This is a genomic window from Azoarcus sp. DN11 (assembly GCF_003628555.1).
Taxonomy (GTDB): domain Bacteria; phylum Pseudomonadota; class Gammaproteobacteria; order Burkholderiales; family Rhodocyclaceae; genus Aromatoleum.
The window spans coordinates 4897429-4909946 of sequence record NZ_CP021731.1; the positions used below are offsets into that span (position 1 = coordinate 4897429).

11 protein-coding genes are annotated in these 12518 nt (G+C 68.3%); 10 read left to right on the forward strand and 1 reads right to left on the reverse strand.

What is annotated here, in order from left to right; all coding sequences use genetic code 11:
- Positions 1-13 precede the first annotated feature (13 nt).
- The 7 genes from trhP (at position 14) to metW (ending at position 7540) form a co-directional block, all read left to right on the forward strand.
- Complete coding sequence (gene trhP / locus CDA09_RS22825; RefSeq protein WP_121430617.1) at positions 14-1369, forward strand: prephenate-dependent tRNA uridine(34) hydroxylase TrhP; 1356 nt, start codon at positions 14-16, stop codon at positions 1367-1369.
- Positions 1370-1417: 48 nt separating this feature from the next.
- Positions 1418-3043, forward strand: coding sequence for an ABC-F family ATPase (locus CDA09_RS22830; RefSeq protein WP_121430618.1), 1626 nt, complete (start codon positions 1418-1420; stop codon positions 3041-3043).
- Between the two features lie 211 nt (positions 3044-3254).
- Complete coding sequence (locus tag CDA09_RS22835) at positions 3255-3638, forward strand: PTS sugar transporter subunit IIA (protein ID WP_121430619.1); 384 nt, start codon at positions 3255-3257, stop codon at positions 3636-3638.
- Positions 3639-3649: 11 nt separating this feature from the next.
- Positions 3650-3919, forward strand: coding sequence for an HPr family phosphocarrier protein (locus CDA09_RS22840; RefSeq protein WP_121430620.1), 270 nt, complete (start codon positions 3650-3652; stop codon positions 3917-3919).
- A 5-nt stretch (positions 3920-3924) separates the two neighbouring features.
- A complete protein-coding gene (gene ptsP, locus CDA09_RS22845) occupies positions 3925-5655 on the forward strand; it encodes a phosphoenolpyruvate--protein phosphotransferase (RefSeq protein ID WP_121430621.1) in 1731 nt (576 codons plus the stop codon).
- A gap of 167 nt (positions 5656-5822) precedes the next feature.
- Positions 5823-6950: a homoserine O-succinyltransferase MetX gene (metX, locus tag CDA09_RS22850; protein ID WP_121430622.1), complete on the forward strand. Its 1128-nt coding sequence runs from the start codon at positions 5823-5825 to the stop codon at positions 6948-6950.
- Between the two features lie 2 nt (positions 6951-6952).
- On the forward strand, positions 6953-7540 hold the full coding sequence (gene metW / locus CDA09_RS22855) for a methionine biosynthesis protein MetW (RefSeq protein ID WP_121430623.1): 588 nt from the start codon (positions 6953-6955) through the stop codon (positions 7538-7540).
- Between the two features lie 70 nt (positions 7541-7610).
- Here the strand turns inward: metW and CDA09_RS22860 are convergent, their stop codons facing one another.
- A complete protein-coding gene (locus CDA09_RS22860; protein ID WP_121430624.1) occupies positions 7611-7928 on the reverse strand; it encodes a hypothetical protein in 318 nt (105 codons plus the stop codon).
- A gap of 183 nt (positions 7929-8111) precedes the next feature.
- Between CDA09_RS22860 and CDA09_RS22865 the strand changes: the two genes are divergently transcribed.
- The 3 genes from CDA09_RS22865 (at position 8112) to CDA09_RS22875 (ending at position 12303) form a co-directional block, all read left to right on the forward strand.
- On the forward strand, positions 8112-9488 hold the full coding sequence (locus CDA09_RS22865; RefSeq protein ID WP_502697082.1) for an AmpG family muropeptide MFS transporter: 1377 nt from the start codon (positions 8112-8114) through the stop codon (positions 9486-9488).
- 33 nt (positions 9489-9521) lie between these two features.
- The gene (locus tag CDA09_RS22870) at positions 9522-10244 is read left to right on the forward strand and encodes a uracil-DNA glycosylase family protein (protein ID WP_121430626.1); all 723 of its coding nucleotides are present in this window, start codon (positions 9522-9524) and stop codon (positions 10242-10244) included.
- Between the two features lie 481 nt (positions 10245-10725).
- Entirely contained in the window at positions 10726-12303 is a 1578-nt protein-coding gene (locus CDA09_RS22875) for a hypothetical protein (protein ID WP_121430627.1), read from the forward strand.
- Positions 12304-12518 lie beyond the last annotated feature (215 nt).

Sequence of the window (12518 nt, forward strand, 5' to 3'; positions counted from 1 at the left end):
GCCACTACAAGAAATGCCCACCTCCCCCCGCCCCCCCGAGCTCCTCGCCCCCGCCGGCTCCCTGCAGATGATGCGCATCGCCTTCGCCTACGGCGCCGACGCGGTCTACGCCGGCCAGCCGCGCTACTCGCTGCGCGTGCGCAACAACAGCTTCGACAAGCTCGACGTCCTCGCCACCGGCATCACCGAGGCGCACGCCGCGGGCAAGGCCTTCTACCTCGTCAGCAACATCTACCCGCACAACACCAAGGTGAGGAGCTTTCTCGCCGACATGGAGCCGGTGATCGCGCTCGCGCCCGACGCGCTGATCATGGCCGACCCCGGCCTCATCATGATGGTGCGCGAGCGCTGGCCCGAGGTCGACGTGCACCTCTCGGTGCAGGCCAACACCACCAACTACGCCGCCGTGCGCTTCTGGGCTTCGGTCGGCATCAAGCGCATCATCCTGTCGCGCGAACTCTCGCTCGACGAGATCGAGGACATCCGCCAGGCCTGCCCGGACATGGAGCTCGAAGTCTTCGTGCACGGCGCGCTGTGTGTCGCCTATTCCGGCCGCTGCCTGCTGTCGGGCTACTTCAACCACCGCGACCCCAACCAGGGCACCTGCACCAACTCCTGCCGCTGGGACTACAAGGTGCATGACGCGAACGAGGACGGCGCCGGCGACCTGCACCGCAGCGCCAGCACGACGCTGCCCGCGGCCGACGCGGCGCTCGGCGGCGGCGCCCGCCACGACGCCGCCTCGCGCGTCTACCTCCTCGAGGAAGGCACCCGCCCCGGCCAGCTGATGCCGATCGAGGAAGACGAGCACGGCACCTACATCCTCAACTCGAAGGACCTGCGCGCGGTCGAGCACATCGAGCGCCTCGTCGCGATCGGCATCGATTCGCTGAAGATCGAAGGGCGCACGAAGAGCCCCTACTACGTCGCCCGCGCGAGCCAGGGCTACCGCCGCGCGATCGACGACGCGGTCGCCGGCCGCCCCTTCGACACGCGCCTCCTCGGCGAACTCGAAGGCCTCGCCAACCGCGGCTACACCGACGGCTTCTACCAGCGCCACCACACGCCCGACCACCAGAACTACCTGCGCGGCCACTCGGAATCGGGGCGCAGCCTCTTCGTCGGCGAAGTGCTGGGCATCGACGCCGCCAGCGGCCTCGCGGAAGTGGAGGTCAAGAACGGCTTCGGCCTCGGCGACCGACTGGAGTTCGTGCAGCCGCACGGCAACGTCGTCGCGCCGCTGGAGCGGCTCGAGACCCTCGACGGCACCGCCCTGGCGCGCATCCCCGGCGCCGGGCGACGCGTGCGCCTGCCGCTGCCCGCGGGCACGCGCAGCGACGCGCCGTGCTTCGTCGCGCGTCTGCTCTAGCTGCGCTACAATGCAAAGCTTTGTTTTAACAGAAATTCAGGATCCGCCGTGCTCGTCGCCGCCAACATCACCATGCAGTTCGGGGCCAAGCCCCTGTTCGAGAATGTCTCCGTCAAGTTCGGCGAGGGCAACCGCTACGGCCTGATCGGCGCGAACGGCGCGGGCAAGTCGACCTTCATGAAGATCCTGTGCGGCGCGCTCGAACAGTCCGCCGGCAACGTCTCGAAGGACCCGCACGAGCGCATGGCCTACCTGCGCCAGGACCAGTTCGGCTACGAGGACATGCGCGTGCTCGACGTCGTGCTGATGGGCCACCAGGAGATGTGGGCCTGCATGGCGGAGAAGGACGCGATCTACGCGAACCCCGAGGCGACCGAGGAAGACTACATGCACGCGGCCGAGCTCGAAGGCAAGTTCGCCGAGTACGACGGCTACACGGCCGAAGCGCGCGCGGGCGAGCTGCTGCTGGGCGTGGGCATCGGCACGGAACTGCACAACGGCCCGATGAAGAACGTCGCGCCGGGCTGGAAGCTGCGCGTGCTGCTGTGCCAGGCCCTGTTCGCCAACCCGGACATCCTGCTGCTCGACGAGCCGACCAACAACCTCGACATCAACACCATCCGCTGGCTCGAGGACGTGCTCAACGAGCGCAACTCGACGATGGTGATCATCTCGCACGACCGCCACTTCCTGAACCAGGTGTGCACGCACATGGCGGACCTCGACTACGGCACGATCACCGTGTACGCCGGCAACTACGACGACTACATGGAAGCGGCGACCCTCGCGCGCGAACGCCAGCAGGCCGCCAACGCCCGCGCGAAGGAAAAGATCCAGGACCTGCAGGAATTCGTGCGCCGCTTCTCGGCCAACAAGTCGAAGGCCAAGCAGGCCACCAGCCGCCTGAAGCTCATCGACAAGTTGAAGCCCGAGGACGTCAAGCCCTCGAGCCGCCAGTACCCGTGGATCCGCTTCGACTACGACGACAAGGACAAGCTGCACCGCCTCGCGTGCGAAGTCGAAAACCTCTCCTTCGCTTACGAAGGCATGGAGAAGCCGCTCATCAACAAGTTCTCGATCGCCATCGAGGCGGGCGAGAAGGTCGCGATCATCGGCGAGAACGGCGTCGGCAAGACCACGCTGCTGAAGCTGCTGGTCGGCGACCTGCAGCCGCAGAAGGGCCACGTGAAGTGGGCCGAGAAGGCCAAGCCCGGCTACTACGCGCAGGACCACTCGGCCGACTTCGCCGGCGCCGACAAACTCACCGACTGGATCGCCGAGTACGCCCGCGTCACCGCTTCCGTGACCGGCGAGGATCTCGAGACGCTGATCCGCGGCACACTCGGCCGCCTGCTGTTCTCGGGCGACGAGGTGCGCAAGCCGGTGAACGTGATCTCCGGCGGCGAGCAGGGCCGCATGCTGTTCGGCAAGCTGATGCTGTCGCGCCCCAACGTGCTGCTGATGGACGAGCCGACCAACCACCTCGACATGGAATCGATCGAGTCGCTCAACACCGGCCTCGACAAGTTCAGCGGCACGCTGGTGTTCATCTCGCACGACCGCGAGTTCGTGTCCTCGCTCGCGACCCGCGTCATCGAGATCAAGCTGGACGGCACCATCGTCGATTACCGCGGCACCTACGAGGAATACCTCACGAGCCAGGGCCTGGCGTAACGCCTGCGGCCGGGGGGATGCCGCACAAGATCCCCCACAATCACGCGGAAGCGGGGCAAATCAAAAACCCTGTGGCGATCACCGATACGTGGATGATCGACTGCGCGTCCAGCCACGACCGCTGGCGCCGCCGGCCGCAACTTTCGGGCGCCACCACGGCTGCAGCCCGCACGTCGGCTACAATCGTCGAATCCCCAGGGCGTCGGCGAACATGATCGGCATCTTCCTCATCACCCACGGCACGCTCGGCGAGGCGCTGATCCAGTGTGCCTGCCACGTGCTGAACAAGCGTCCCGACAACGTCATCCAGCTCGGCCTGTCCGGCCAGGACGATCCCCTGGACCTCCTGCCGGTCGCGCGCCGGATGCTCGCGACGGTCGACAAGGGGCATGGCGTCGTGATACTCACCGATATCTTCGGCGCCACGCCCGCGAACGTCGCGCTCAAGCTGCTCGAGCCGGGGCGCGTCGAGGGCATCGCGGGGGTGAACCTGCCGATGCTGCTGCGGGTGCTGACTTACCGGGAACGAGACATGAACACGCTGGTCGAGCGCGCCGTCACCGGCGGCTGCGAGGGCGTGATGCACATGAAGTGAGAGAGGGAGAGATGCCGAGAGCGGAAGTCGAGATCATCAACAAACTGGGCCTGCACGCACGGGCCTCGGCGAAGCTGACGCAGCTGGCGAGCAGCTTCGGCGCGGACGTGTGGCTGGAGCGCAACGGCCGCCGCGTGAACGCCAAGAGCATCATGGGCGTGATGATGCTGGCGGCGGCGCGCGGCGCAACGATCACCGTCGAGACCGCCGGGCAGGACGAGGACCAGGCGCTGCAGGCGATCCTCGAGCTCGTCGCGGACCGCTTCGGCGAGGGAGAGTAAGCGCCATGCCGTTCACGATCCACGGTCTGCCGGTGTCCCAGGGCATCGCCATCGGCCACGTACATCTGGTGTCGCACGCGATGCTGGAGGTGAACCACTACCACGTGGCGGCGAAATACCTGCCCGAGGAAGTGGAGCGCCTCAACGAGGCCGTCGCGACCGTGCGCGGCGAGCTGGTGGGGCTGAAGGCCGCGACGGCCGGCGGCCAGCCCCACAGCGAAGTCGGCGCCTTCGTGGATCTGCAGCTGATGATGCTGGCCGACCCGATGCTGGTCGATGCCGCACGCGTCCTGATCAACGAGCGGCGCTGCAATGCCGAGTGGGCGCTGGTGCAGCAGATGGAGCTGGTCGTCGAGCAGTTCGAGCAGATCGAGGATCCCTACCTGCGCGAGCGCAAGGCCGACGTCGTGCAGGTGGTGGAACGCGTCGTCAAGGTGCTGCTGGGCCACCCCGGCCACCTGCCGCCGAAGCGCCGCGACGGGCTCGGCACGATCATCGTCGCGCACGACCTGTCGCCGGCCGACACGATCGGCTTCCGCGACCACAACATCGGCGGCTTCGTCACCGACGTCGGCGGTCCGACCAGCCACACCGCGATCGTCGCGCGCAGCCTGCGCATCCCGGCGGTCGTGGGCCTGCACCACATCCGCCAGCTGGTCGAGGAAGACGAGCTGCTGATCATCGACGGCACGCGCGGCGTCGTGATCGTCGCGCCCGACGAGCGCATCGTCGAGGAATACCGCCTGCGCCGCAGCGAGCTGGAGCTCGAGCGCTCCAAGCTCAACCGCCTGAAGGACACACCGGCGACGACGCTCGACGGCGAGGACGTGGACCTGCTGGCGAATATCGAGGGGCCGAAGGACCTCAACCAGGTCAAGGCCGTCAACGCCGACGGCGTGGGCCTGTACCGCACCGAGTTCCTCTTCATCGGCCGCGATGCGCTGCCCGACGAGGACGAGCAGTACGAGGCCTACCGCACGGTGCTGAAATCGCTGCCGGGCAAGCCGGTGACGATCCGCACCTTCGATGTCGGCGCCGACAAGGCGCTCAACGGTGTCGGCACGCGCTTCGAACCGAACCCGGCGCTGGGGCTGCGCGCCGTGCGCTACTCGCTGGCCGAACCGCAGATGTTCCTGACGCAGCTGCGCGCACTGCTGCGCGCGTCGGTGCATGGGCGCCTGCAGATCATGATCCCGATGCTCGCGCACGCGCACGAGATCGACCAGTCGCTGCAGCTCATCGCCAAGGCCAAGGCCGAGCTCGACGCCGAGGGGCTGAAGTACGACCCGCGGGTGGAGATCGGCGGCATGATCGAGGTGCCGGCGGCAGCGCTGGCGCTGGGCATGTTCATCCGCCGCCTGTCCTTCCTGTCGATCGGCACCAACGACCTGATCCAGTACACGCTCGCGATCGACCGCTCGGACGAGGCGGTCGTGCATCTCTACGACCCGCTGCACCCCGCGGTGCTGAAGCTGATCGCCGGCACGATCCAGGCCGGCGCGCGCTTCGGCCTGCCGGTGTCGGTGTGCGGCGAGATGGCGGGCGACCCCGCCTACACGCTGCTGCTGCTGGGCATGGGCTTGCGCAATTTCTCGATGCACCCGGGCCACATCCTCGAGATCAAGCGGCAGGTGCTGCGCGCCGACCTGAACGAGCTGGCGCCGCGCGTGCAGCGCATCCTGAAGATGGACGAACAGGCCAAGGTGCGCGAGGCGGTGATGCGGCTTGCGGGCTGAGCGGCCGGCGTGCCGTTTGACAATTGGCCGTTCGCACGCTACTTTTTGCCCTTCAGCGCCGATTTGAACCACAGCTTGCGGGCGCTCAATAAATCCGGCTAAAGCGAGGGCGACCCAGTCCGCGTTTTCCAAGCCGGCTGGGTTTTTTCGTTGACAAGAATACGGCCATGATCCAACCCCAATCCGTCGGCGTCGTCGCCCCGCAGCGGGCGCATTTCGCCGAGCCGCTCCCGCTGCGCAGCGGGGGCACGCTGCCCGAATACGAATTGGTCTACGAGACCTACGGCGAGCTGAACGTCGACCGCAGCAACGCGGTGCTCGTGTGCCACGCGCTGTCGGGATCGCACCACGTCGCCGGCCACTACGCCGACGCGCCGAAGGACACCGGCTGGTGGGACAACCTCGTCGGTCCCGGCAAGCCGCTCGACACGCGCAAGTTCTTCGTCATCGGCGTGAACAACCTCGGCGGCTGCCACGGCTCGACCGGGCCGATGTCGATCAACCCGGCGAGCGGCCGGCCCTGGGGCGCGGATTTCCCCTTCGTGACCGTCGAGGACTGGGTCGGGGCGCAGGCGCGGCTCGCGGACCGGCTGGGCATCCAGCGTTTCGCCGCGATCGTCGGCGGCAGCCTGGGCGGCATGCAGGCGCTCTCCTGGACGCTGCAGTACCCGGAGCGCGTCGCCCACGCGGTCGTGATCGCGTCCGCGCCGAAGCTCACGGCACAGAACATCGCGTTCAACGAGGTCGCGCGCCAGGCGATCCTGACCGACCCGGATTTCCACGGCGGCGACTACTACGCGCACGACGTCGTGCCGGCGCGCGGCCTCAAGCTCGCGCGCATGGTCGGGCACATCACGTATCTCTCCGACGACGCGATGGGCGACAAGTTCGGCCGCAGCCTGCGCCACGGCAAGGCCATCTACAGCTACGACGTCGAGTTCGAGATCGAGTCCTACCTGCGCTACCAGGGCGACAAGTTCGCCGGTTTCTTCGACGCCAACACCTACCTGCTGGCGACCAAGGCGCTCGACTACTTCGACCCGGCCTTCGAGCACGGCGGCAACCTGCCGGCGGCGCTGTCGCCGGCGACGGCCGACTTCCTGGTCGTGTCCTTCAGCACCGACTGGCGCTTCTCGCCCGCGAGGAGCCGCGAGATCGTGTATGCGCTGCTGCACAACCAGCGCAACGTCAGCTACGCGCAGATCGAGAGCGACGCCGGGCACGACTCCTTCCTGCTCGACGACGCGCAGTACCACGCGCTGCTCGCCGCCTATTTCGACCGCATCAAGGTTTGACCATGTCCTACCGCTACGACTACGAAGTCATCACCCAGTGGATCGCGCCGGGAGAAAAGGTGCTCGACCTCGGCTGCGGCGACGGCAGCCTGCTGAAGCATCTCGCCGAGGCGCGCCAGGTGCAGGGTTACGGCGTCGAGAACGACCCGGACAAGCTCCTCGCGTGCACGCGCAACGGCGTGAACGTGATCCAGATGGACATGGAAAAGGGGCTCGCCGGCATCGAGGACGGCTTCTTCGACCACGTGATCATGAGCCTGTCGCTGCAGGCGATGCACAGCACGCAGGGGATTCTCGCCGAGATGCTGCGCGTGGCGCGCGAGGCGGTCGTGAGCTTCCCGAATTTCGGCTACTGGCGCCACCGCCAGAGCATCCTCAACGGCCGCATGCCGGTGTCGGAGAGCCTGCCGCACCAGTGGTTCAACACGCCCAACGTGCGCTTCTTCACGATCGCCGACTTCGACGCGCTATGCGAGATGAACGGCATCGCGGTGCGCGAGCGGCTCGCGTTCGACGAGGGCAAGCTGATCCTCGACGAGCCGAACTTCCTTGCGAGCGTGGCGGTGTACCGCCTCGGTCGCGGGGGCTGAATCCGGCGCCCCGATACGAAAGGACGAACGGGCCCGCTTTCGCGGGCCTTTTCATTCGTGCGCGGCGCCCTCAGCCGACCACGAAGTTGGCAACGTCGACCTTCACGGTCGGGCGGCCCAGCGCGACTGCGGTGGCGACGGCGAACTGTTTGGCCCAGTCTCCGCCCTGCCTGAAGCGTTCCTCGCCGCCATATTTGGCGACGTTGAGGATCATGTCGAGCACGAGGATCTTGCCCATCGGGTTCGACGGCGTGCATTCGAGCCGTTCGAACTCGCCCGACATCCAGGCGCGCGCCTGATCCTTCGCGAGACCCGCCGCGTCGGCGTCGGACACGATCGTTTCGTATTCGCGATCGGCGCCGAACACCACGGTGATGTGTTGCGTCATCCCTCTCTCCTCCTCGATCATTTCTGGTTTATGCGTTGCACGTGCATTCTCGGGCGAGTCGCGCAGGCAGGCAAGCCCGCGCGCGAGCGGCCTCGCCGGCGCGGAATGTAAGGCCCTGCTGCAGCGGCGGCGCGCACCAAAGCAATCTGGGATAATGCGGCGAACCTCCGCCGAAAGCCCTCCGTGCCGTCCAGTCCCTCCGCCCCGCCCCCTGCCGGCTCCACTTCGTCACGCCCCGCCTGGCTCGCCGCCCCGCCCCCTGCCGGCTCCACTTCGTCACGCCCCGCCTGGCTCGCCGCCCTGCTCAACCGCCGGATGCTGATCTGCATCTTCACCGGCTTCTCGTCGGGGCTGCCGCTGTACCTGCTGCTAAACCTGGTGCCGGCGTGGCTGAAGACCGAGGGGCTGTCGCTGAAGGCGATCGGCGCGTTCGCGCTGATCCAGTTCCCCTACACGTGGAAGTTCGTGTGGGCGCCGCTGCTGGACCGCTTCGGCATCCTGCCGTGGCTGGGGCGGCGACGTAGCTGGATGTTCCTGTCGCAGCTGGGGCTCGTCGCGTCGATCGCGTGGCTGGGGCAGCTGTCGCCGACCGAGAACCTGACGCTGGTGGTCGCCCTCACGGCCGTGCTCGCCTTCCTGTCGGCGACGCAGGACATCGCGCTCGACGCCTTCCGTCGCGAGATCCTGCCGGAGATCGAACTGGGGCTCGGCAACGCGATCCACGTGAACGCCTATCGCATCGCGGGACTGGTGCCGGGCTCGCTGTCGCTGATCCTCGCCGACCGCCTGCCGTGGGGCGAGGTGTTCCTCGTCACGGCGCTCTTCATGCTGCCGGGCGTCGCGATGACGCTGCTGGCGAAGGAGCCGGCGATGGCGGCGGGAGCGCCGCGCACGCTGCGCGACGCGGTGGTGGAGCCCTTCCGCGAGTTCTTCGGCCGTCATGGGCTGCGCTCGGCGCTGCTGGTGCTCGCCTTCCTGTTCCTCTACAAGCTCGGCGATTCGCTGTGCACGGCGCTGGCGACGCCCTTCTACCTCGACATGGGCTTCACCAAGACCGAGATCGGCCTGATCGCCAAGAACGCCGGTTTGTGGCCGTCGGTGATCGGCGGCATCCTCGGCGGCATCTGGATGGTGAAGCTGGGCATCAACCGCGCGCTGTGGCTGTTCGGCGTCGTGCAGATCCTGAGCATCCTCGGCTTCGTGTGGATGGCGTGGCTGGGATCGGCGCCGTCGGATGCGACACGCCTCGCGGCGCTCGCGGTCGTGATCTCGGCCGAAGCGGCCGGCGTCGGCCTGGGCACGACGGCCTTCGTCGCCTACATGGCACGCACGACCCACCCCGCCTACACGGCGACCCAGCTCGCGCTGTTCACGAGCCTGATGGCGGTACCGCGCACCTTCATCAACGCTTCGGCCGGCTGGCTGGTCGAACGCATGGGCTGGTACGACTTTTTCTGGCTGTGCTTCTTCCTCGCCATCCCCGGCATGCTGCTGCTGATCCGCGTCGCACCGTGGAACGGCGAACCGAAGGCGATCGTGGCGGTGCCCCGAAGCGCCTGAACGCTCCGCCCGACTCCTCCTATTCCTCAGACGATGACCACGACGACTGCCGCCACCCTGATCGCCGCCGCGCGCGACCTCTCCACCACCCTGTCCGCGATGCGCTTCGGCACGCCGGTGAGCCACGTCTACAACCCGCTCGATTATGCGTGGGCGATCCACGAGGGCTACCTGCGCCGCTATGCGGCGGGCCGCAAGCGCGTGGTGTTCATCGGCATGAACCCCGGCCCCTTCGGCATGGCGCAGACCGGCGTGCCTTTCGGCGAGATCGACGCGGTGCGCGACTGGCTCGGCCTCGCGGGGCCGGTCGGCAAGCCGGCGGTCGAAAATCCGAAACGTCCGGTCGAGGGCTTCGACTGCGCCCGCTCGGAGGTGAGCGGACGCCGCCTGTGGGGCCTCTTCCGCGAGCGCTTCGGCACGGCGGAAGCCTTCTTCGCCGAACATTTCGTCGCCAACTATTGCCCGCTGGCCTTCTTCGACGGCGGGCGCAACGTGACGCCGGACAAGCTCGCGGCGGCCGAATCGGCGCCGCTGCTCGCCGCCTGCGACGCGCACCTGCGCCGCCTCATCGACACGCTCGCGCCGGAATGGGTGATTGGCGTCGGCGCCTGGGCGGAATCGCGCGCGACGGCGGCGCTCGACGGGCGCAGGCTGCGCATCGGCCGCGTGCTGCACCCCAGCCCCGCCAGCCCGGCGGCGAACCGCGGCTGGTCCGAAGCGGCGGGCCGCCAGCTCGCCGAACTGGGCGTCTGGTAACGTCGGATCGGCGGCGGACAGCCGCCACCGCGCCGACTGGCGCGACCGTAACGCCCTCCCGCCGATCATCAGGCATTTCCCTCCGTACGCTCCGGTCAGGTGCAATTTCTTGTTGCATCTCCGGTTTGCGCCGCCTCCGCGCGCTGTGACATTTTGATAATCCGATCGCAAGAGAGCCCGACTGTCATGGGTCCTGCGATCGGCTCGCCGCAACGCCGTCTTGCAGGCTGAAGCGCCAGGGGGAGGATACGTCGGCGTCGCGGCGCCGGAATCCGCCGAATTCGTGATCTTCCGCAGCGGTCAAAAGACTGCCGATACCCGCGTCTCGAGGGACACATACATGGCCGCTTTCCGTGCCCCCTGCTTTCGGCGTCCGGTTTCAGCGAGGTACGCACCGGCCCGTTGCTGCCCGGCGAGGGCCGTGGCGTCGCAGTCGAGGAGACAGCACTCTCCATCGATACGATCGGGCAGGAGTAAGGCTGTGCCGGTTGCCGACAAGCACGTCGCACCCGACGCCGGTCCCTTCCCGGGGCGACATGCGCCGGTCGAGGTCGTGATGATCGGCCATTGCCCGTCCCTCGACGGCAGCGCCGAGTGGAAGCGGCTCGCGCGCGACCTCGCGGTGCTCGCCGACATCGCCGCGCTCGGCTTCACCGCCGAAGTGGAACGCCTGCGCGCGCTCGACGAGGGCGAGGTCGAGGCCGAGCCCGGCGACGGTGCGCTGTTCGCGCTGTACCGGCTGCCGATCCCGATCCGCTCGCTCGCCTACTTCCAGACGCTCTTTCCGCAGGCCTACGATAACGACGGCGGCTATCGCAGCGCGCTCGCCGGCCGCGCGGCGTGGCTGCCGGCTGCGGTGCACGACTTCTTTGCCGGCGCCGAGCGCAGCTTCAGCGACACCCGCACCCTGTGGATCATCCGCGTGCCCGAGTCGGAGGGCGTGCGGGCCTTCCTGCCGCAGTCCCGCGCCCGGCTCGGCGCCGAACCTTCGCAGCTGGGGGCGTTCGAGCGCGCGCTGCTGATCGAGCGCGCGGGCATCGTGGCGCTCCCCGACCTCGAACGCCTGCTGCTTCCCACCGCGCTGCCGACCGGACCCCGCGAACGCCGCGGGCGCCCGGAGGCATTGTTCCTGCCCCGCGGCACCGGGATCGACGACGTCGATCGCGAGCGCCGCCCCCCGGGCGAGATGCCGGCCCCGGACGGAACACCCGGACCGGGCGACGTCGTGGCACCAATCCTGCGCGCCCTCGCGCTTCTTCGCCCGGACATGCAGTGCCTGCTGGCGCTGCCGCTCGACCTGCGCCCGCAGGACGAGCTGCCGGCGCCGGCGCACGATTTCCTCGACCACATCGCGCGCATCGCTGACGGGAGCGGGGGCGGCGAGCTCACCGGGAAGCTGCGCCACCTGCAGCTGCTGTGGCCCTACCTGCGCAGCGAAGCGTACCCGCTCGCCTCGCCCTGCGGGCTCGTTGCCGGCATGCAGGCGCGCGTCGCGCAAAATCACGGCGTGTGGCAAACGATCGCCGGCCGTCCGCTGCCAGGCGGGGCGCGGCCCTGGCCGCCGGTGACGCGACAGCAGGCAAGCGCACTGCGCGAAACGCCCGGGGTGACGGTGCTGCTGGCGCGTGCCGGCGAGCTGCAGGTCGATGACGAGATCCTGTGCGCCCCCTGTCTGCCGGCCGCGGATCTGCGCCGCATGAGCACCGCGCAGCGCGCACAGGAGCCTTGGCGCTCGGCCGAGGTGATGCGCTTCATCGGCTGGCTGCGCCGCGGGCTCAAGGCCCTGGGCGAGCAGCTGCTGTTCGACACGGATCCGCAGGACCCGCGCCCCGAACTTGCGCTGCGCGCCTTCTTCGAGCGCCTGCACGAGGCCGGGGCGCTGCGCGGCGCACGCCCCGAGAGCGCATACCGCATCCGGGCGATTCCGTCGGCCGAATCGACGATCGCATTCGAGATCGAAATCGCGCCGGCCTGCCCGATCGACCGGCTGCGCCTGACCTTCCTGCACGACCGCCACGCTGCCGTGACGGACACCCGCATCGAGGCCCTCTCAGGCTGATGTCATTGCGCCGCTGTCGCCGGCGGTGATCCACCCTGTTGCCGCGCCGACGCGCATGCGGCCCGAAGGACGCGTCGCCGCTTCATGTACGAGCATGACAATCGGGAAAATTCTTGATCCAGGTCAAGGCATCGACGCAAATCCAGGGCGGCACACCGAAATTACCGGAGAATATGTTTGATTGACTGCTGTTGGCATCGCAACAAACCCGCGAC